A 21244-nucleotide genomic window follows, 5' to 3' on the forward strand; every position below is an offset into this window, starting at 1 on the left:
GAAGGAACCTGCTCAAAAGTTATTAGACATAATATCTGTTTTGCATATACCCTATATTATGAAGATATAAACCAAACTTGATAAATTCCGGACGTATCTTCCCGATTGCTGTAAAAAGCCGCATCCAGTCTGTCGTTTTACAGCAAATTGCTGCCCCCTTTTATTAGTGTGGCCGCTATTCTTCTGCTCTCGTTTATTTAATCCAGTTAGTACAATTGATTGAAAAAAAACACCCCCAAACCGAAGCCAAATTGGCAGTTTAGGGGGTGTTTTATTTTTTCGGTTTATGAAACATCTGTGTGGCAAATCATATTTACTGTTCGTGTATGCCTGTCAAACTGTGTTGTAAAAAATGAACAGGAAAATACGCCGACGCCGTTTTAATTATTTTTCCATCCATTCAGTATGGAACGTACCGTCTTTGTCTATCCGCTGATAAGTATGTGCCCCGAAATAATCGCGCTGCGCCTGAATCAGGTTGGCAGGAAGGGTTTCTGTCCGGTAGCTGTCATAATAAGCAAGAGCAGCAGAGAAGCATGGTACAGGAATACCGTTCATGACTGCTGCAGCAATCACTTCACGAAGGGCTGATTGATACTGGTCAGCTATTCCTTTAAAGTACTCATCCAGGAGCAGGTTGTTCAGGTTTCCGTTTCTATCGTAGGCATCTTTAATCTTTTGCAGGAATTGTGCACGAATAATGCAGCCCCCGCGGAAAATCATAGCGATTTCTCCGTAATTCAAATCCCAGCCGTATTCCTGTGAAGCCGATCTCATTTGGGCAAATCCTTGTGCGTAAGAGCAAATCTTGCTCAGATATAAAGCTCTCCTGATATTTTCTATGAACTCCTGCTTATCACCCTGGAACGGGGATGTCTCAGGTCCAGTTAAAATCCTGTTTGCTTCAACACGTTCCTCTTTCAAAGCTGAAATAAATCTGGCGAATACTGATTCAGTGATGATTGGCAGAGGGACTCCCAGGTCAAGCGCACTCTGGCTTGTCCATTTTCCAGTTCCCTTTTGGCCCGCCTTGTCCAAGATGACATCAACCATTGGTTTCCCTGTTTCTGGGTCATACTTTTTGAAGATATCTGCTGTAATTTCTATTAAATAGCTGTCGAGCTCTCCTTTATTCCATTCTGCGAAAACCTCATGCAATTCTTCTGCATTCAGTCCCAGCAGGTTTTTCAAAAGGAAATAGGACTCAGAGATTAGCTGCATATCCCCATATTCTATCCCATTATGAACCATCTTTACGTAATGGCCGGCTCCATTAGGGCCAATGTATGTACAGCAAGGTTCACCGTCTACCTTAGCCGAGATATCCTTTAAAATAGGGGCTACAAGTTCATACGCCTCACGCTGTCCTCCAGGCATGATTGATGGACCTGTAAGCGCTCCTTCCTCTCCCCCGGACACGCCAGTGCCTATAAAATGGATTCCCAGCTGTTGCAGCTCTTCGTTACGGCGCTGAGTATCCTTAAAAAATGTATTTCCTCCATCAATAACGATGTCTCCCTGTTCAAGCAAAGGCTTTAATTGCTCAATCGTGGCATCGGTAGGTTTTCCCGCCTTAACCATCAATAAAACCTTGCGCGGCTTTTCCAGGGATTGGACAAATTCCTCCAGGTTATACGCCGGAACAATATTCTTTCCCTCCGCTTCGCGCATCATTTCATCTGTTTTCTCTCTAGAACGGTTGAAGACAGAAATAGAATAGCCGCGGCTTTCAATGTTGAAAGCAAGGTTCTTTCCCATGACTGCCAGTCCAATTACACCAATTTGCTGTTTTGCCATTTTTATTCTTCCTTTCACTTTTTATTTGAAAACCTCTTATTAAGGATTTGTTTACTCAGACGTAACACACAAATGCACTTAAAAGGAGATGATCCGACAATTTCAGTCTTGCAGTCTGCTATCCTTTAAAGAATAGTTATCAAAAAAATCCTTGCTGAAGCTTGTGTCCGCTCCCGAAGCAGTCTCAGCTTTAACCCCTTTTTGGATGATCTCCGGCCCATATTTGACTTTCAGATGATCGACCGCTTTGATTAAAGGTTCCTTTGCCGCATCGTCATGAAAGGAAAACAAATCGAGCTGCTTAAATGCAGACTCTCTCTCCACAACATCGAACGCAGTTACTCCTAACAGTCTGATTGCTTCGCCATTCCAATTTTTTAAGAATAATGAGTTTGCTAAGTCATGAATTTCCGTGACACTGGAAAAGGGATTCTCGGCTATTCTGCTCCTTGTTATAGTCGTTCTATCCTTGTAACGGATTGTAACACCAATTTTTTGTCCCAGGAGTCCTTTATTTTTGAGCCGGACGGCAACCTTTTCTGAAAGCTGTTTTAATGTGTCAATAAGCTCTTTTTGATTAGAGGAATCGTGCGGCAAAGTCGTAGAATTGCCGACACTTTTGTAATCAAAAATGGACTCGGGATCGACAGGCCTTTTATCAATTCCATTGGCCCTTTCTTTTAAACGAATGCCATTTATGCCGAGGACATTCCTAAGTTGAACATCGTTTGCAGCCGCAAGGTCGCCTATGGTGAGTATCCCGATCTTCTCCAGTTTTTCGGCCGTTTTAGCGCCGATTCCATGCATGTCGCCGACTCCAAGGGACCATAATAAATTCGGAACATCCCTTTTTCTTAAAATGGTGATTCCCAAAGGTTTCTTCATATCAGAAGCTGTTTTGGCCAGGAATTTATTAGGGGCAATACCTATGCTGCAGGGCAGGTCCATTGTTTCATAGATCCTAGCCTGGATACTTTTGGCAATTTCCAGCGGCGACCCTAAATGTGCACAGCCAGAGATGTCGAGGTAGCCCTCATCGATAGAAACAGGCTCTATGCAATCGGTATATGTCCTTAGTAAATCGAATATCGCAAGGGAGGCTTTTCGGTACCTATCGAAATTCGGCTTTCGGATTATGAGCTGTGGACAGAGTTTTTTTGCCTGCCAGATTGGCATAGTCGTTTTTACCCCAAATTTCCTGGCTTCATAGCTGCAGGTTACGATAATTCCCCTGCGTTCTTCCACATTGCCAGCAATCGCAAGCGGCTTTCCTTTTAATGAGGGATCATACGCCATTTCAACGGAGGCATAAAAGCTATTCATATCCACATGTAGAATGACCCTGCCATTTTTCGGATACATGCCATTCACTGTTACCCACCACCCTTGCTTATTCCTTTATTGTAACAAAACTTGTTCCTGCTTACACTTTTTAGCCCATATTGTCCGGCTGGTTGTACAGGGCTTGCGGCCAGTCGGAATGAATCCGGGATATATAAGGGATATCAAACTATCTAAAGTGCTCTAAAAGAAAATACAGCCATCTATAAGATGACTGTATTTTGATTGGATTATTCAATAGCTGCAGTGCGCCTCCCTAAGCCAAGCTTTATTTTTATTGGCCCGCTACCTCCCCGATAATCGCAATCACCATCTCTGCAAGCTTGGATAGCTCTTCAAGCGGCATTCTTTCATTTGTAGTGTGGATTTCTTCATATCCCACGGCAAGATTTACGGTAGGGATGCCGAAGCCAGCAATTATGTTTGCATCGCTGCCGCCCCCGCTTTGCTGCAGTTCAGACGGGCGGCCGATCTTGTCGGCTGCTCTTCTTGCTACTTCCACCACATGGTCTCCTGCTCCATACTTAAAGCCGGGATACATTACCTTTATTTCAACCTCTGCCCGGCCTCCCATTTCGACAGCAGCTGTTTCGAAAGCTTCTTTCATTCTGGCAGCCTGCTCTTCCATCTTCTCAGGAATCAATGACCGTGCTTCAGCAAAGATTTCTACGTAGTCACAAACGATATTGGTTTGTGTTCCGCCTTCAAAACGGCCTATATTGGCAGTGGTTTCACTGTCAATTCTTCCTAACGGCATACGGGAGATTGCCTTTGAAGCAATTGTGATGGCTGAAACCCCTTTTTCAGGTGCGACACCTGCATGTGCTGTCTTGCCGTGAATGTATGCATTAACTTTGGCCTGTGTAGGGGCAGCAACAACAATGTTTCCAACCTTACCGTCACTGTCAAGGGCATAACCGTATTTGGCAGTCACTAACGAACGGTCAAGTGCCTTGGCTCCAACCAGCCCTGACTCTTCGCCGACCGTGATGATAAATTCAATGGTACCATGTGAAATATTCTGCTCTTTCAGGACTCGGATGACCTCCAGCATGACAGCAAGTCCGGCTTTATCATCAGCACCAAGGATCGTTGTTCCATCAGAAACTACATATCCATCCTTAATGGACGGCTTAATTCCTTTACCAGGCACTACCGTATCCATGTGAGATGTAAAATAAATCGTATCAGCTGTATCGACTGTCCCTTTTAGCGTGCAGACCAGGTTTCCAGCGCCATGACCAGTTTCTGAAGCAGTATCATCTTCAAAAACATCCACACCAAGATCTGAAAATTTTTGTTTCAGGACTTTTGCAATTTCAGCCTCGTGTTTTGTTTCAGAATCGATTTGGACTAATTCCATAAATTCGTCGACTAATCGCTGTTCGTTGATCAATTATAAAACCTCCAAGTTATATGTACGGTTATAAGTATACCCCTTCAGAATGCGGCCGGGCAAATTTCTGATTCGGCCTGATATTTCTACAAGGGAATGTTTCCATGCTTTTTAAATGGCCGTGATTCCTTTTTGTTACGCAGCATGTCAAGCGCTTGAATAAGTTTAATCCTTGTTTCCCGGGGATCAATGACGTCATCTACCATCCCCTGGCTCGCTGCCACATATGGGTTGGCAAATTTTTGGCGGTATTCTTCAATTTTTTGTGCTCTCGTCTCCTCTGGATTCGGGCTGTTCTGAATTTCCCGTGCAAAAATGATGTTCGCTGCTCCCTGCGGCCCCATTACCGCTATTTCTGCATTGGGCCAGGCAAACACGAGGTCAGCTCCGATCGACTTGCTGTTTAATGCAACATAGGCACCGCCATAAGCCTTTCGTAAAATAACTGTAAGCTTAGGGACAGTAGCTTCAGAATAGGCATATAAAATTTTGGCTCCATGGCGGATAATGCCGCCGTGCTCCTGTTTAACCCCTGGAAAAAATCCCGATACATCCTCAAACGTTATAATCGGAATATTGAACGAATCACAGAAACGAATGAATCTTGCTGCCTTGTCTGATGAGTCTATATCGAGCCCACCGGCCATATTTTTAGGCTGGTTGCACACGAGTCCAACAGAGTCCCCCTTTATCCGGGCAAAGCCGACAACAATGTTTTTCGCAAAATCCTTTTGTACTTCCATAAAAGTGCCGGCATCCACAATTTCATTTACCACAGTCCGGACATCGTAAGGTCGCAACCCATCGAATGGAATTGCATCCGTTAAGTCAGCGCGGTAATCATCTTCATGATCAGCCTCCAGACGCTCCGGCTTTTCTTCATTATTTTGCGGCAGGTAGCTTAAAAGCATCCTAACCATGCCAATAACTTCTTCTTCCGTTTGGCCGCGGAAATGGGCATTGCCGCTGATGCTATTATGCACCTGTGCCCCGCCCAGGTCCTCAGAGCTTATTTTTTCGCCTGTTACCGTTTCAATCACTTTTGGACCAGTAATAAACATTTGACTTGTCTTTTCTACCATGAAGACAAAATCCGTAATCGCAGGTGAATACACCGCTCCCCCTGCACATGGTCCCATTATGACGGATATTTGCGGAATAACCCCTGAGTAAATGGCATTTCGATAAAAAATATGCCCATATCCATCCAGGGAAACAACTCCTTCCTGGATGCGTGCACCTCCTGAATCATTGAGCCCGATAAACGGGGCTCCATTTTTGGCTGCAAGATCCATAACATTGGCTATTTTCTTGGCATGCATTTCTCCAAGAGCCCCGCCAAACACTGTGAAGTCCTGTGAGAATAAATAAATGGGTTTTCCGTTTACTTTTCCATAACCCGTGACCACGCCATCCCCGGGACCCTTCACTCCGTCAAGCCCGAAATCCCGGCTGCGATGTTCAATGAAAGGATTCAGCTCGATGAAGCTTCCCTCATCGACCAGCAGTTCAATCCTTTCCCTTGCAGTTAGCTTCCCCTTCTCATGCTGCTTATCAATTCTTTCATCTCCGCCGCCTAACTCAACTTCCCTGCGCCTGTCATATAACTCATTAATTTTCTCATAAATATCTGTCATAAGGATTCCCCCTCTACATGCTTCGGCTCACAAAGTTCGAACAAAATCCCTGATGTTGTTTTAGGGTGAAGAAATGCAATTTCTGCTCCATGTGCTCCGACTCTTGGCTCCTGATCTATCATTCTCAGACCCTTTTCTTTCAATTCCTGGATCCTATCTTTGATATCTTGGACACCCAATGCAATATGGTGGACCCCCTGCCCTCGTTTTTCGATGAACTTGGCAATCGGGCTATCTTTAGTAACCGCTTCCAACAATTCCAGCTTAACATTTCCCGCCGAGACGAAAGCCACCCGTACTCCCTGGCTTTCCACTGTCTCCAATCCCTCGAGCTTCATTTGATACACGTCAGTATATAAGGGCAGGGCTTCCTCCAATGAATTCACGGCTATTCCTATATGATTGATATCTTTAATCATAAAAACGCCTCCGTCTGCTTGCGCATAATTATTGAACCATAACAATATTCTACAAATATCCGCAAAAATCCTTCCGCACCAATTTCTTAATCATACCGATGACTAATCTTCCAAAATAAAAAATCGCTTGTCCGGACATAATGTACACGGTACAATTAAACTAATGAATCCTAATAGAGGAGAGAGTTATGAGAAATAAACGTTTAAATAAGATCATAATCTATATAATGCTGATATCCATGCTGTTAACGACCCTCTTATCAGGAGCAGCGTTTCTATTATAGTAATCTGATACTTGTATACTTCCTTCAAGAAAGAAGAGCTTACAACCTATTTATTAGCACCACTGGCGGCATTAGGCAGTATGGCTCGGTATTTACCAGGAAAGATTTAAAAGAAAATGAACAAGCCTCAAATAGTAAAAAGGCAGGAGTGATCATCCCATTCCTGCCTCTTACTATTTTATTGCGCCGTATTCTCTGGCCATCAATTCAAAGCTTTTGTTTGATCTTGTGATCAGTACCTTTGTTCCAATCTTAACTTTGGCATATAATCGTTCCACATCTTTGTTCTGCAGCCTTACACATCCATTTGATATATATCTTCCTACTGTCCATGGCTGGTTCGTACCGTGTATGCCATAAATCCTTCCGTCCGTACCGAGGGCATCAAAACCAATCCAGCGTGTGCCCAGAGGGTTTCTTGGGTCGCCACCAGGTATATTTTGCTTGCGGAAATAAGGATTTACAGCTTTTACCTTAACAGTGAAAAATCCTTCCGGGGTCAATTCATTGCTGCGCCCCGTACCTGCAGACACTACTTTCTGCACCTTATTGCCCTGGATGAATGCAAGCTTATTATTTGCTTTGTTCACGATAATTAGAGGCTCGCCGGGATTTACCCTGGGCGCATCCGGAAAGAAGTAAGAAATAGAAAAGGCAAGCAGCAAGGATACCAAAATCTTCATGCAGATCCACCTTTGGTGTTTTCCCTTAGTGTTTGCAGGCAGCAGAGTTTTAATTCCCCTTGTTTTTGACTGGTATTCCTTTGAAGGAATGCTTGAGCTTCAGGTATTCTTCCATTTCCTTTACCAGCTGGAGCAGCGCCGCACGTGACTCGAATTCTTCCCTTGTGCTTGGAAGCTCCATTTCCCTATAGTCTGCCTTTAGTTCTTCAAGCTGTTTTAAGTAGACAATAGCTGTATTTTGGGGATGGACATTTTGGCTTAATTTTTCAATAAAGTCAGCAAGAAGGCTGCTTTGCTTAACCTTAGCAGGAATGTTCGTAACAAGCTGTAGGATTCTTTCAATAATCTCAAACTGTTTTTCCCTCATGGTAAAGTAATGATAGTAGATATTCTCATCGCGGAGGAAGTGGTTCTCCACATCCCGGAATGCCAGTGATTTCGCTTCCGACAGGAGTTTATTCGTGTCCGTAATTTCCTTGCCATCCCAATCACTGTTGTCAGTCCGAAGATAATTGACGATCTCCATTAAAATAATGCTGAAGTTTTTCTCTATCCGGATTTGATATTCAACTAGTTTATTTTCCAGGCTTGGCATATACAGATTCATGATGAGCGCAACTCCGATACCGATGATGATGAGGGCCGTTTCATTCATAAGGAGTTTCCATGTAATATCCCCTGCCGAATATAAGTGCAGGATGATCACACTGCTGGTCACAATGCCTTCATTAATTTTTAACATGACTGTCGTAGGTATAAACAATAATAGGAGAAGTCCGATGACAATGGGATTGTATGCCAGCAGTTCAAAGAGAACAGCTGAAAACCCCATTGCCAATATACAGGCCTGGAAACGGGACCAGGAAGCGCTCAATGATTTTTTCTTGGTGACCTGTATACATAATATGGCTATTATGCCCGCAGATGGAAAATTGTGCAGGTCGAAAAATTGCGCAATGATAATTGCCAGAGCTGTTCCCAGCGCTGTCTTGATCGTTCGATATCCGATTCTAAATATATTTCTCACCCTTTTTTTTCAAATCCAAATGCCATTAATAAAAAAACCCGAAAATAATTCGGGTTTAAATTTCCTCGCAATATTGATCGAAATAAGTTTGAAGCTTATTGATTACCGACATTGGATCATGGCCTTCAATTTCATGCCTCTCAACCATTGTAAGAAACTTTCCGTCCTTTAATAACGCAAATGATGGGGAAGATGGCGGATAGCCTTCAAAATATTCACGTGCCCTTTCAGTAGCAGCTTTATCCTGCCCTGCAAAAACAGTCACAAGATTGTCAGGACGCTTGTCATAGTGAACGGAATGAGCCGCAGCTGGTCTGGCAATGCCACCGGCACAGCCGCACACAGAATTTATCATGACAAGGGTGGTTCCTTCCTTAGAGAACGCCTCTTCCACTTCTTCCGGGGTCTTTAATTCATTATATCCAGCAGCCGTGATCTCTTTGCGAGCCTGGCTAACCACATCATTCATTAAAAAGTTAAAATCCATACTCATGGAAACAATGCTCCTTCCAAAATAAGTTCTACAATATACATAATATCAATTGCGCAAAATGGTTTCAATCATTTAGGAACATTATAAATTTATGTTTATCAAAACGGCACGATGGGAATGATAACAATACATCTAGAACCATACCCCTAACTCCCTAGAATGGATAGCAGGCTCCCCTGCTATCCCTATTTTTTTTCCTGCGAAAAGTGAGTCACTCTATATGTTAGCGGTGTGATAAAAATTCTGCAAAAGATTCCTGAACAGCCTTTGTTACTGTCTTTTTTCCGGCCATTACCTGGTTTTCAAGGATCGGCAGCAGATTCTTTACTGTTCCATCGTTGAAAAACGTTTTTTGCAGCTGTTCATTGATTAGGGAGTATAGCCAATCTTTCAGTTGCAACCTTCGTCTTTCTTGGTAGATCCCATTTTCTTTAGTCATTTTGGAAAATTCAGTGGTGATTTCCCAAATCTCCCTGATACCATTGCCGTTGATTGAGGAACAGCAGGTTGCCTGGGGAGGCCATCCCCTTGTTGCGGGCTGAAGAAAATGGAGAAAGCGTGTATATTCTTTGCTTGTTTTCTTGGCAAGCATTTCATTGTCGCCATCTGCCTTATTTACAACAATGAGGTCTACCAGTTCCATAATCCCCTTCTTCATGCCTTGAATCTCGTCCCCTGCACCTGTCAATACCAGCAGCATAAAGAAATCCACCATACCTCTGACAATTGCTTCACTTTGTCCCACCCCGACTGTTTCCACAAGTATTACGTCAAAACCTGCTGCTTCACATAGCAGCATGGTTTCTCGCGTTTTTCGATGGACGCCTCCCAGCGTTCCTCCTGACGGCGATGGGCGTATGAATGCCTGAGGGTGGCGCGCAAGCTTTTCCATTCTCGTCTTATCCCCAAGAATGCTGCCTCCGTTAAGGGTAGAACTGGGGTCGACTGCCAAGACGGCCACCTTGTAGCCCAGCGAACAGAGGAAAATTCCAAATGTCTCGATGAAAGTGCTCTTGCCTGCTCCTGGAACTCCCGAAATGCCAATCCTGATAGAATTTCCTGTAGAAGGAAGAACAGATTGCAACAGCTCCTGCGCCTGGATCATATGGCGGTCGGCATTACTCTCTATAAGGGTGATCGCTCTCGCAAGCTTTGCCCGGTCCCCGGAAACCAAACCCTTTTGAAGATCATCAAGATCAAGTATGCCTTTTTCTTTCCTGATAAACCTGGCCTTTTGATTAGGTGCCTTCCCTTTCTCGGGGACAGAGCCTTCTCTTACAAAGGAAGCGAAATGTTCCGTGTCATTGTCGTCAGCCCACTCAGGTCTTTTTCCTTCAGCCATTACTCAGACACTTCCTCATAGCCTAGCCTTTTATATATTTCTGTCAGTACAATTTTGGCTGATTGCGGAATGATGGTTCCCGGCCCAAAAATTGCTGCAGCTCCATTTTCATACAGATAATCATAATCCTGCGCGGGAATGACGCCGCCAATAATCACCAGGATATCTTCCCTCTCCAGCCTTTTCAGCTCGGAAATTAACTGTGGAAGCAGTGTTTTGTGTCCTCCTGCCAATGAACTCATCCCTATTACATGGACATCATTCTCCACAGCCTGAAGGGCAGTTTCCTCAGGAGTTTGGAAGAGCGGACCGATATCAACATCAAAACCTAAATCTGCAAAAGCAGTCGACACAACCTTGGCTCCGCGGTCGTGGCCATCCTGCCCAAGCTTTGCCATAAGCAGCCGCGGCCGCCTTCCTTCATTTTCAAGGAATTGGGCCGTCATTGACCTGACCTCTTCAATCTCCTCATTTTCTGAATAGGCTGAACTGTATACACCGCTGACAGACCTGATGGTAGCTTTATGCCTACCAGATGCTGATTCAATAGCATCTGAAATCTCGCCAAGAGTGGCCCTGGCCCTGGCAGCCTGTACGGCCAGTTCAAGAAGGTTGCCTCTGCCGGATACAGCCGCATCAGAAAGTGCCGAGAGAGCGGTATCTACTGCTTCCTGGCTTCGTGTTTCCTTAAGTGTCCGAAGCTTCTCTATTTGGCTCTGCCTCACAGCTGTATTATCAATCTCCAGTATTTCCAATGGGTCTTCCTTATCTAGCCTATACTTATTTACACCAACAATGGTTTCAGCTCTGGAATCAATCTGGGCCTGACGCCTTGCTGCTGCTTCTTCAATACGCATTTTCGGCAGGCCTGTTTCGATAGCCTTTGCCATGCCTCCAAGCCCTTCTATTTCCTCCATATGCATCCAGGCACGGTCAATCAGCTCATTTGTCAGTGTCTCCACGTAATATGAGCCTGCCCATGGATCAATTACCTTGGTGATTCCTGTTTCCTCCTGCAGGTAAAGCTGTGTGTTCCGTGCGATTCTTGCAGAGAAATCAGTCGGCAAGGCTATGGCCTCATCCAGTGCATTGGTATGTAGGGATTGTGTATGTCCAAGTGCAGCTGCATGTGCCTCGTAAAGCGTCCGAACAACATTATTGAAGGGATCCTGCTCTGAAAGGCTCCATCCCGATGTTTGGGAATGTGTCCTAAGAGCCAGTGACTTTGAGTTTTTTGGATCGAACTGTTTCATGAGTTTTGCCCAAATAAACCTGGCTGCCCTCATCTTTGCAACTTCCATGAAGTAATTCATCCCTATCGCCCAGAAAAAAGACAATCTCGGAGCGAAGGAATCAACCGGTATGCCCGCCTTTAGCCCTGTCCTGACGTATTCAAGTCCGTCTGCCAGCGTATACGCCAGCTCAATATCCGCTGGAGCCCCTGCTTCCTGCATATGATACCCAGAAATGCTGATGCTGTTGAATTTCGGCATATATTTTGCCGTATATTCAAAAATGTCAGCAATTATCTTCATCGACATTTCTGGTGGATAGATATATGTGTTACGGACCATGTACTCTTTTAGAATATCATTTTGAATGGTGCCTGATAGCTTATCCTGAGTCACCCCCTGCTCCTCCGCTGTGACTATATAGAATGCTAAAATCGGTAACACCGCTCCATTCATGGTCATGGAAACCGACATTTGATCTAGTGGAATACTCTCGAAAAGCGTCTTCATGTCCAGGATGGAGTCTATCGCCACTCCTGCTTTGCCAACGTCCCCTACCACCCGGGGATGATCGGAATCGTACCCTCTGTGCGTAGCCAGATCGAACGCAACCGACAAGCCTCTCTGGCCCATCGCCAAATTCCTGCGATAAAAAGCGTTTGATTCCTCGGCGGTGGAAAACCCGGCATATTGCCGTACAGTCCAGGGACGGTTTACATACATCGTCGGATATGGACCTCTTGTGAAGGGGGCAATTCCGGGCATGCCGCCCATATGTTCGAGGCCATCAATATCCTTGGCTGTATATAGAGATTTGACTTTTATGCCTTCGTTGGTTTCGAACAGCATGGCTTCAATTGTATCCTGTGTTATTGTGCTGTTTCTATGTTTCTGTGTATCTGCCGAAAGGCCATTATGCTGCCGTGAAGGATTAATACTTGCGAAATCAGGTGTTCTCATTTGTTACCTCCAGATCCTGCATCAAATTCCTAAGCCAAACAACGGCATTTTTTTTGATAGAAATAAAATCGGAGACTCCTGCCTCTGTTAACTGTTCTGTAAGACTGTCTGGCTGTTGTCCTGCAAGATATACTTTGCACCCCGGCAGCTGTGTTTTAATAGCTTCCACTATGGATTTGGCAGTTTCAGAATACTCTTCATCACTTCCGCAAAGGCAGTAAACTGGCAGCGGATGATTTTTGATGAAATCAAGTACCTCTCCCAGGCTCAGGCATCCAGGGCTTTCCAATGTATCGACGCCTCCCGCTGCAGCCATTGCTCTTATAAAATCCATCCGCTGTTTATAGGCTTTGAGTTTCCCTACATTTACGATACCGATTTTAGGGAATTCACCGGTCTGCTTTTTATAGTTAATTGCCTGAAGACGCAGTGACTCATATTCTTCTGCTATCCTCCTGCTTTTAAGAGGAGGGATAGCCATACATTCACCTTCAGCGTTGCGAGTTTCTGCTTTAAAGGCTGGAGACGATTCGATCTGTTCGGCAAGGTTTGCATATACATTCGTTCCAATGATGCTGGCTTTTCGCTCTGCCGCATTCTTAAGTCTTTTACTGTAAACCTTGTCAACTTCATGCTGCAGGGACCCGTTCTTCAGGATGGCCAGTATGCCGCCTGCATTTTGTATTTCTACAAACAGCTTCCAGGCCCTATCTGCCAGTTCATCTGTCAAATCTTCTACATACCATGATCCGCCTGCCGGATCTGTGACCCTGGTAATATGGGTTTCTTCTTTAAGGATGAGCTGCGTATTTCTCGCAAGCCGTTCCCCAAGGCTGCTGGCCTGCTCCGTTTGACTGTCAAAGGGCCTTACCTGCAAGTATTGGATTCCTGCCAAGGCTGCGGAAAAAGCAGCATTGGCTGCCCTTAAAATATTCACATGCTTATCGAATAAGGTTTCCATAAGACTTGATGTTACAGCATGGATCTCCATTTTAAACGCTTCAGGATCTACCTCGTAGGCCTGTGCCAGCAGGGCGAATAATCTTCTCCCAGCCCTTAATTTTGCAATGTTGAGAAAAAACATGGAGTCAATGGCATATGAAAATATCATGCTGCGAGCCAGGTCTTCTATACTCTGCCCATTCCTTTTTCCTTCCTCCAAATACTGTACAGCCTCTGCTAAACTATATGCCAGCTCTTGGACCGCATCGGCTCCAGCATTATGATAGGATTCAGCTTTAATAAGTATGAATCTGACACGAGGCAGTTCTGCTGCCTTTTCTTTCAAATCATTAAACCATCCGTCAAAGAATATATCTGTCTCCTCAGGCAGCAGCCCCTTTTCCGCCCAGCCCGCAATCGGATCCTCCGCTAAAGCTCCTTTAATTTCTTCTTTTGAGATGTTTTGCTTTTGACAATATTCAAGAAAAGATGACGTAAACTCCTTCCATTTTCCGTTTGTATCTATGAAAATAGGCAGTTCCTCTAAATTGAGTTCTTTAAAAAGTTCTTCGGCTGGTGTTAGCAGCAATTTCTCCGAAAAGGTTATTACATCCTGGCCCCTTGATAAGGCAGCATGCATGTTCCGATTCGCAGCGCTGCCATCTTCCCCGGATACAGGCTGGCATATCCTCCAGGGCCTTTCCATATATCCGTTCTTATAAATGCCCCTTGTAAAAGGAAATTGACCTGGATATTGTTCCATTAATCGATCTTCATCAATATAAAGCGGATGGAGAGTAATTCCCTCATATGTATCTGTTACAAGTGAGGCAACGCTTTTCCCTTTCATACTGCTTTCGGCGGCTTCCTTCCATTCTTCGATGGAAACAGTCGGAAAGCTTTGTTTTTTTACATCCTCAAACTTCATGTCAGCGCTTTCTTTTAGAAGTACGGCTTCGATCATCTTCGTATGACGCTGCCCTCTCGGTCGAAAGCTATCCTCCCCTCGACTAATTTGAAATTACATAAGATTCTAAATTATATTTTAGAGAATAACAGGAAAACGTGCAAACATAATCGATTGCATCCACCCCTGCCAAAATGCCGTTGTTTTGAGGCTATTGGCCGCAGACAGACAAAAACACCAGCTAAAGCCGGTGCTTTTCCTCAATATATGGCGGTGTTCTCAACAGAAGTCTTTTCGACAATGTCCTTAACCCTGGCCAAAAATCGGCCGCAAATCAGCCCATCCAATACCCTATGGTCGAGCGACATGCAGAGGTTGACCATATCGCGGACCGCTATCATATTGTCGATGATTACCGGCCGTTTCACGATTGATTCTACCTGCAGGATTGCCGCTTGAGGATAATTAATAATCCCCATCGACTGAACAGATCCGAATGATCCCGTATTATTGACTGTAAAGGTGCCGCCCTGCATTTCTTCGGATTTTAATTTCCCCGAACGAACCTTTTCTGCAAGCTCATGTATCTCCCTGGCGATTCCCTTGATCGACTTTTCATCGGCATTTCTTATAACAGGAACGAAAAGGGCATCCTCGGTAGCGACCGCTATGGAAATATTAATATCTTTCTTCTGAATGATTTTATCGCCTGCCCACATGGAATTGATCTGCGGAAATTCCTTTAAAGCCTGTGCCACTGCCTTTACGAAAAAAGCAAAATAAGTTAGGTTATAGCCTTCCTTTTGCTTAAAATCCGTTTTTAATGCATCCCTATATGCCACAAGATTAGTTGCATCAGCCTCAACCATTGTCCAAGCATGCGGCGCCTCGTGCTTGCTGCGAAGCATATTTGCAGCAATGGCCTTCCTCACTGGGGAAACTGGTATTTCAATATCCCCCGCTGCGGCAGGCATCGATACCGGCCCTGCATTATTAGGCGCTAAAACCGGAGCCGCTTCCCTATCTTGCATTCCCTGGAGCTTTGTATCATGTTGTTTCTGCCCGGCTTTCGGAATGTTTCCAGATTCCACAAGTTTCAGCAGGTCCTTCCTTGTGATTCTGCCTTCACGGCCGGTACCTGTTACCTGGTTGAGATCGATTCCATGCTGCTGTGATATTTTCAAAACCGCCGGCGAGAATCTGGCTTTCTTTCCATTTTCGCCCCTTCGCTCCTCTGGCTCTTGAACAGCTGCCAGCCCAGAAGAGGAAGCTTCCAGGTCTGATTTCGGGCCGGAAATATCCCCGTCTGTTTCTATGGTACAAATAGCCTCTCCAACCTCCAGAGTCTCATCCTCTTTCGCCAACAATTCCTTGATTGTCCCCGTGAAAGAAGAAGGGACTTCCGCATTCACTTTATCTGTCATGACCTCTGCAATCGGGTCATATTTATTAACATGGTCACCAGGTTGTACAAGCCATCTGGTAATTGTTCCTTCAGTCACACTTTCACCAAGCTGGGGCATTTTCATTTGCTCGATTGCCAATATGAAGACCTCCTTATAAAATTGATGCGGCTAGATGCGGATTAAGCCGCACAGCTGGTTCCGCAGCTATAACCCGCAAAAATATTCCCTATTTCTGCTGGTTAATATTCAGCAAGGTCCCGCATCGCTTTTTCCACCTTGTCGGGGTTGACCATAAAGAATTTCTCCATGGCAGGTGCATATGGCATTGCGGGCACATCCGGACCCGCGAGCCTCATGATAGGTGCATCAAGCTCGAACAGGCAGTTTTCTGCGATGATGGCAGCTACTTCGCCTATAATGCTCCCTTCTTTGTTGTCCTCGGTGATGAGCAGTACCTTTCCTGTTTTTGATGCGGCTTCGATAATTGCCTCTTTATCAAGAGGATATACCGTACGCAAATCTAATATATGAACTGAAATACCATCGCTCGCAAGCTTTTCTGCAGCCTGTAGGGCAAAGTGGACACATAGCCCGTATGTAATGACAGTAATATCGTCGCCTTCCCTTTTTACATCTGCCTTTCCGATCGGCAATACATAGTCATCGGTTGGAACCTCACCTTTGATCAACCGATAAGCCCGCTTATGTTCAAAGAATAGTACAGGGTCGTCATCCCTGATGGCAGCCTTCAAAAGCCCCTTTACATCATAAGGAGTAGAAGGCATCACAATTTTCAGTCCGGGCTGGTTGGCAAATACTGCTTCGACGGATTGGGAATGATAAAGTGCTCCGTGGACTCCGCCTCCATACGGAGCACGAATGACTATAGGGCAATGCCAATCATTATTCGACCGGTAACGAATTCTTGCTGCTTCAGATATAATCTGATTAACGGCAGGCATAATGAAATCCGCAAATTGCATTTCCGCAATAGGGCGCATTCCATACATGGCAGCTCCTATGCCCACTCCTGCAATAGCCGATTCAGCGAGTGGAGTATCTATGACCCTCTGTTCTCCAAATTGATCATAAAGTCCTTGTGTGGCCTTGAAGACCCCGCCTTTCTTCCCGACGTCCTCGCCCAGCACAAACACCCGGGGATCTCTTTCCATTTCTTCACGGATCGCCATCGAGACAGCATCTATATAAGGTATTACCGGCATTTGAATTCCCCCTTATTCTTGTGCATATACATGCTTTAATGCCTCCTCAGCGTTTGAGTATGGTGCATTTTCGGCATAATCAGTGGCTTCGTTTACCAATTTCATAACTTTATCATTGATTTCTTTTTCCAACTCATCATTTAAAACGCCAATCTCTTTTAAATAAGCACCAAAAGTTATGATCGGGTCCTTTGTTTTTGCTGCTGCCACTTCATCGGGAGCGCGATAAGTGCGGTCATCATCATCACTGGAGTGGGCAGTAAGCCTGTAAGAAACGGTTTCAATGAGTGTTGGTCCTTCTCCGCGCCTTGCTCTGTCGGCAGCTTCCTTGACTGCCTCGTATACTTCAAGCGGATCGTTGCCGTTGACAGTTACTCCCGGCATCCCATATCCAATCGCCCTATCTGACACCTTTTCACAAGCTAGCTGCTTTTCGATCGGAACGGAGATTGCATATTTGTTGTTTTCACACATAAATATCACAGGAAGTTTATGGACGCCGGCAAAGTTTGCGCCCTCATGAAAATCTCCCTGATTGGAAGATCCCTCCCCAAAAGTGACGAATGCAACAAGGTCCTTTCCTTCCATCCTGCCCCCAAGCGCTATTCCAACTGCGTGCGGCACCTGAGTAGTTACAGGCGATGAACCTGTTACAATTCTGTTTGTCCGCTTGCCGAAATGCCCGGGCATCTGCCGTCCTCCTGAATTCGGGTCTTCAGCTTTTGCAAAGCCCGAAAGCATCAGCTCTTTGGCGGTCATCCCGAAAGTGAGTACAACTCCTACGTCCCGATAATAAGGCAATACATAATCTTTTTCCCGGTCAAGTGCAAAGGAAGCCCCTACTTGGGCAGCTTCCTGGCCCTGGCACGATATGACGAAGGGTATTTTTCCTGAACGGTTCAAGAGCCACATACGTTCATCGATCCTGCGTGCAAGCAGCATTGTTTCGTACATCTCTAACACGGAATCATCGTCAAGGCCCATTTGTTTATGTCGATTTTCAGCCATCATATTACCTCCCTAATTTGTGAGTTTATTAAAAATGGATAGCCCGCCCGTCAACTGCCAATGCAGCCTCTCCCATCGCTTCAGACAATGTCGGATGAGGATGTATTGTTTGGGCGATTTCCCACGGCGTGGCGTCCAGCACCTTTGCGAGTCCAGCCTCTGAAATCATGTCTGTTACATGAGGCCCAATCATATGTACTCCTAGAACATCATTCGTCTTTTCATCAGCAATGATTTTCACGAACCCATCCGAATCACCATATACCAAGGCCTTGCCTATAGCTTTAAAAGGAATTTTGCCGATCTTAAGGCTGTATCCCCTTTCCTTTGCTTCTTGTTCGGTAAGGCCGACGCTCGCGGCCTCCGGATTAGAATAGATGCATTTCGAAATAAGAGAATAGTCAATCTTATGCGGCTGTTTTCCTGCGATATGTTCTACTGCCGTTATCCCTTCGTGTGATGCAACATGAGCCAGCTGGAGACCGCCAATACAATCGCCAATCGCATACATATGTGATTCCTTGGTTTGAAAGAAGTCATTGGTCTGGATATATCCATTGTGGATTTGGATGTCTGTATTTTCTATACCAATTCCTTCGACATTGGCCTTCCTTCCGACCGAAACAAGGATTTTTTCAGCCGTAAACGAAGTTGTTTCTCCTTTGATTGCTGCAGAAATGGATACATTTCCATCTTTCAAAAGTGTTTCTGCCAATACCTTGGCTCCGGTGATGATGTTTACTCCCTTTTTCTTCATTAACCTGAGCATTTCTTTGGAAATATCCGCATCTTCTGTCGGAATAATCCTATCTGCATATTCCAGCACGGTAACCTCTGTTCCAAAATCAGATAGCATAGACGCCCACTCGATCCCTATAACCCCTCCGCCTATAATAATGATTGATTCAGGCAGATTTTCCAGATCAAGAGCTTCGTCGCTGGTAATTACATAAGTTCCGTCAACCTCCAATCCTGGCAAAGACCTTGGCCGGGAACCAGTTGCAATGACGACATTCTTTGGCAGCAGGATTTCATTTTCTGTACCATCATTCATCTCAACAGAGATAGTACCGGGCATAGGTGAAAATATGGAAGGTCCCATTATTCTCCCAATCCCTTCATAAACATCAATCTTCCCTTTATTCATCAGGTGCTGGACACCCTTATGGAGCTGGGCCACAATTGCGGCCTTCCTCTCTTGGACCTTCAAAAAATCCAGGCTCACAGCTTCCGTTATTACGCCGTATTCCTCACTCTTCCTGGCTGTGCTATACACTTCTGCACTTCTTAACAATGCCTTTGAAGGGATACAGCCTTGGTGGAGACATGTACCGCCAAGTTTCCCTCTTTCAACGACAGCAGTTTTTAATCCAATTTGGGACGCCCTAATGGCAGTTACATAACCGCCCGTACCGCCGCCTAATATGACGAGATCATATTCCTGAGCCATAATGAAGCCTCCTGCACGATTAATAATCTTGATTTACTAACAAAAACCTTTTGATATCCTTTTTCCTATATAAAAGAGTTCGTCTTGATATTTGATAGCTGAACCGATGTTGACTCCGTGCTTTCTGCATCTTGCGTTCCCTTATCGAACAACACGATACCATGTCTGAACCTTAACATTTTACCACCCATCCTATGGGGTGTTCTAATGGGCAGAGGATGGCAGGCTTGGACGGCAGCCATCAGTTTGACCCATAAAAAATTGCTTACCTTCGGCCGCTTAGGATGTTTTTCTCATTTCGCAAAAACTGGCTTCGGGAATTTCTCATCCGCTCGATCCGTTCTTCTGCCATTCTATCCGCGGCAAGGTACGTAGGAATGCCATCACGCTTTGAAATTTCCATGACTTTCTCTATGTTGTTATATACGGTTTCTACCTTTTTAAGGGCACGCTCAGCGTTATAGCCATACAGTTCGTCTGCTACGTTAATGACTCCCCCGGCATTAATTACGTAATCAGGCGCGTACACGATCCCTAATTCATGAATTTTATCCCCGTGCACTGTATCCTTTAGCTGATTATTAGCCGCTCCAGCAATAACCTTAGCCTTAATTTTGGGAATGGTAATGTCATTTATCACTGCTCCGAGCGCACACGGAGCATAGATGTCGCATTCCACCCCGTAAATTTCATTTGGATCGACTGCTTTTGCACCGAACTCTTCAACTGCGCGCTGCACGGGATCCTTATTAATATCGGTAACGATCAATTTTGCCCCTTCTTCATGAAGGTGGCGGCACAAATTATACGCAACATTGCCGACACCCTGGACTGCAACTACTTTTCCTTCTAATGAATCGGAGCCGAACGCCTGCTTAGCTGCAGCCTTCATTCCCCGGTATACTCCATAAGCAGTTACTGGTGAAGGGTTTCCGGAGGAACCGAACGCCGGTGAGATCCCGGTGACAAAATCTGTTTCTTCATGGATTAAATCCATATCCGCAACAGTTGTGCCTACGTCTTCTGCTGTTATATAACGGCCGTTCAATCCCTGTATGAAGCGCCCAAAAGCGCGAAACATCTCTTCGTTTTTATCTTTTCTGGGGTCACCAATGATAACTGTTTTTCCACCGCCCAGGTTTAATCCAGCTGCAGCGTTTTTATATGTCATGCCCCTTGCAAGACGCAAGGCATCTTCTATTGCGGCTTCTTCTGATTCATATGTCCACATTCTAGTGCCACCGAGTGCAGGACCGAGTGTAGTATCATGAATGGCTATTATGGCTTTTAATCCTGACTGCTTATCTTGACAAAATAAAATTTGCTCATAATCATATTTTTCCAGATATTTAAAAATTTCCATGAGTAATTCCTCCCGAAAATGCTGTGGGTTATTTGCTTGATTGTAATGTTCAGCAGCTAAATACATGCTGTAGTCTATGCCTGCTCAACAATACATCTTTACGATTTTGGATATCGAATTTCTTGGAATATTATATAGCAAAAGGATCCTAATCAGGAAAACCATACGATCTAAACCGACCATGGTTCAATACGAAAAGGAATTTGCCCTCTGACGCGTGACTTTCTTTTATGCCGCAATTTAGCTTGCTGAGTTGTATCCGGAACTTCTATTGCACCGCACCGGTCTTGCAGATAGATATGAATAGTAAAAACCCTATCAGGCAATGAAATTG

The 21244-nt window shown here is 44.9% G+C and carries 17 protein-coding genes; 1 reads left to right on the plus strand and 16 read right to left on the minus strand.

All coding sequences use genetic code 11. The features are described 5' to 3' along the window. Positions 1 to 384: 384 nt before the first annotated feature. The 5 genes from gndA to mce form a co-directional block, all read right to left on the minus strand. Positions 385 to 1797 (minus strand): NADP-dependent phosphogluconate dehydrogenase, encoded by a 1413-nt coding sequence (gndA, locus tag V1500_RS18580; RefSeq protein WP_409301543.1) that lies wholly within the window; start codon positions 1795 to 1797, stop codon positions 385 to 387. A 102-nt stretch (positions 1798 to 1899) separates the two neighbouring features. After that, a complete protein-coding gene (locus V1500_RS18585) occupies positions 1900 to 3168 on the minus strand; it encodes a DNA polymerase IV (protein WP_409301545.1) in 1269 nt (422 codons plus the stop codon). 244 nt (positions 3169 to 3412) lie between these two features. After that, positions 3413 to 4534: a tripeptidase T gene (locus V1500_RS18590; RefSeq protein WP_409301547.1), complete on the minus strand. Its 1122-nt coding sequence runs from the start codon at positions 4532 to 4534 to the stop codon at positions 3413 to 3415. 86 nt (positions 4535 to 4620) lie between these two features. Further along, on the minus strand, positions 4621 to 6171 hold the full coding sequence (locus V1500_RS18595; protein WP_409301549.1) for an acyl-CoA carboxylase subunit beta: 1551 nt from the start codon (positions 6169 to 6171) through the stop codon (positions 4621 to 4623). Further along, positions 6168 to 6590 carry a methylmalonyl-CoA epimerase gene (mce, locus tag V1500_RS18600; RefSeq protein WP_409301550.1) on the minus strand — a complete coding sequence of 141 codons (423 nt, stop codon included), beginning with the start codon at positions 6588 to 6590 and terminating at the stop codon, positions 6168 to 6170. The genes V1500_RS18595 and mce overlap by 4 nt, the downstream gene beginning before the upstream one ends. Before the next feature lie 188 nt (positions 6591 to 6778). Between mce and prli42 the strand changes: the two genes are divergently transcribed. Beyond that, positions 6779 to 6874 carry a stressosome-associated protein Prli42 gene (gene prli42 / locus V1500_RS18605; protein ID WP_409301552.1) on the plus strand — a complete coding sequence of 32 codons (96 nt, stop codon included), beginning with the start codon at positions 6779 to 6781 and terminating at the stop codon, positions 6872 to 6874. Between the two features lie 173 nt (positions 6875 to 7047). Here the strand turns inward: prli42 and V1500_RS18610 are convergent, their stop codons facing one another. The 11 genes from V1500_RS18610 to bcd all read right to left on the minus strand — a co-directional run bounded on the left by V1500_RS18610 (position 7048) and on the right by bcd (position 20910). Further along, positions 7048 to 7557, minus strand: a complete 510-nt coding sequence (locus V1500_RS18610) for a L,D-transpeptidase (protein ID WP_409301554.1) — start codon at positions 7555 to 7557, stop codon at positions 7048 to 7050. A gap of 49 nt (positions 7558 to 7606) precedes the next feature. After that, entirely contained in the window at positions 7607 to 8575 is a 969-nt protein-coding gene (locus V1500_RS18615) for an aromatic acid exporter family protein (RefSeq protein ID WP_409306041.1), read from the minus strand. Between the two features lie 64 nt (positions 8576 to 8639). Next, positions 8640 to 9077 (minus strand): BrxA/BrxB family bacilliredoxin, encoded by a 438-nt coding sequence (locus V1500_RS18620; protein ID WP_409301555.1) that lies wholly within the window; start codon positions 9075 to 9077, stop codon positions 8640 to 8642. A gap of 223 nt (positions 9078 to 9300) precedes the next feature. Then, entirely contained in the window at positions 9301 to 10419 is a 1119-nt protein-coding gene (gene meaB / locus V1500_RS18625; protein ID WP_409301557.1) for a methylmalonyl Co-A mutase-associated GTPase MeaB, read from the minus strand. Continuing rightward, a complete protein-coding gene (gene scpA / locus V1500_RS18630; protein ID WP_409301558.1) occupies positions 10419 to 12611 on the minus strand; it encodes a methylmalonyl-CoA mutase in 2193 nt (730 codons plus the stop codon). Before scpA ends, meaB begins: the two co-directional genes overlap by 1 nt. After that, positions 12598 to 14481 carry a methylmalonyl-CoA mutase family protein gene (locus tag V1500_RS18635; protein WP_409301560.1) on the minus strand — a complete coding sequence of 628 codons (1884 nt, stop codon included), beginning with the start codon at positions 14479 to 14481 and terminating at the stop codon, positions 12598 to 12600. Before V1500_RS18635 ends, scpA begins: the two co-directional genes overlap by 14 nt. Before the next feature lie 239 nt (positions 14482 to 14720). After that, positions 14721 to 16004 carry a dihydrolipoamide acetyltransferase family protein gene (locus tag V1500_RS18640; protein ID WP_409301562.1) on the minus strand — a complete coding sequence of 428 codons (1284 nt, stop codon included), beginning with the start codon at positions 16002 to 16004 and terminating at the stop codon, positions 14721 to 14723. A 101-nt stretch (positions 16005 to 16105) separates the two neighbouring features. Next, complete coding sequence (locus tag V1500_RS18645) at positions 16106 to 17089, minus strand: alpha-ketoacid dehydrogenase subunit beta (RefSeq protein WP_409301564.1); 984 nt, start codon at positions 17087 to 17089, stop codon at positions 16106 to 16108. A gap of 12 nt (positions 17090 to 17101) precedes the next feature. Continuing rightward, entirely contained in the window at positions 17102 to 18097 is a 996-nt protein-coding gene (locus V1500_RS18650; RefSeq protein ID WP_409306043.1) for a thiamine pyrophosphate-dependent dehydrogenase E1 component subunit alpha, read from the minus strand. Between the two features lie 28 nt (positions 18098 to 18125). Further along, positions 18126 to 19547: a dihydrolipoyl dehydrogenase gene (lpdA, locus tag V1500_RS18655; RefSeq protein ID WP_409301567.1), complete on the minus strand. Its 1422-nt coding sequence runs from the start codon at positions 19545 to 19547 to the stop codon at positions 18126 to 18128. A 265-nt stretch (positions 19548 to 19812) separates the two neighbouring features. Then, the gene (bcd, locus tag V1500_RS18660) at positions 19813 to 20910 is read right to left on the minus strand and encodes a branched-chain amino acid dehydrogenase (RefSeq protein ID WP_409301569.1); all 1098 of its coding nucleotides are present in this window, start codon (positions 20908 to 20910) and stop codon (positions 19813 to 19815) included. Positions 20911 to 21244: the final 334 nt, after the last annotated feature.

The organism is Peribacillus sedimenti, from assembly GCF_046237635.1.
Lineage (GTDB): Bacteria > Bacillota > Bacilli > Bacillales > DSM-1321 > Peribacillus > Peribacillus sedimenti.

What these genes read in the sequence shown, in the direction of transcription:
- V1500_RS18635 (WP_409301560.1), bottom strand. Translation starts at nt 14,481, where the DNA reads ATGAAGTTTGAGGATGTAAAAAAACAAAGCTTTCCGACTGTTTCCATC.
- scpA (WP_409301558.1), bottom strand. Translation starts at nt 12,611, where the DNA reads ATGAGAACACCTGATTTCGCAAGTATTAATCCTTCACGGCAGCATAAT.
- lpdA (WP_409301567.1), bottom strand. Translation starts at nt 19,547, where the DNA reads ATGGCTCAGGAATATGATCTCGTCATATTAGGCGGCGGTACGGGCGGT.
- gndA (WP_409301543.1), bottom strand. Translation starts at nt 1,797, where the DNA reads ATGGCAAAACAGCAAATTGGTGTAATTGGACTGGCAGTCATGGGAAAG.
- mce (WP_409301550.1), bottom strand. Translation starts at nt 6,590, where the DNA reads ATGATTAAAGATATCAATCATATAGGAATAGCCGTGAATTCATTGGAG.
- bcd (WP_409301569.1), bottom strand. Translation starts at nt 20,910, where the DNA reads ATGGAAATTTTTAAATATCTGGAAAAATATGATTATGAGCAAATTTTA.
- V1500_RS18650 (WP_409306043.1), bottom strand. Translation starts at nt 18,097, where the DNA reads ATGGCTGAAAATCGACATAAACAAATGGGCCTTGACGATGATTCCGTG.
- prli42 (WP_409301552.1), top strand. Translation starts at nt 6,779, where the DNA reads ATGAGAAATAAACGTTTAAATAAGATCATAATCTATATAATGCTGATA.
- V1500_RS18645 (WP_409301564.1), bottom strand. Translation starts at nt 17,089, where the DNA reads ATGCCGGTAATACCTTATATAGATGCTGTCTCGATGGCGATCCGTGAA.
- meaB (WP_409301557.1), bottom strand. Translation starts at nt 10,419, where the DNA reads ATGGCTGAAGGAAAAAGACCTGAGTGGGCTGACGACAATGACACGGAA.
- V1500_RS18610 (WP_409301554.1), bottom strand. Translation starts at nt 7,557, where the DNA reads ATGAAGATTTTGGTATCCTTGCTGCTTGCCTTTTCTATTTCTTACTTC.
- V1500_RS18595 (WP_409301549.1), bottom strand. Translation starts at nt 6,171, where the DNA reads ATGACAGATATTTATGAGAAAATTAATGAGTTATATGACAGGCGCAGG.
- V1500_RS18620 (WP_409301555.1), bottom strand. Translation starts at nt 9,077, where the DNA reads ATGAGTATGGATTTTAACTTTTTAATGAATGATGTGGTTAGCCAGGCT.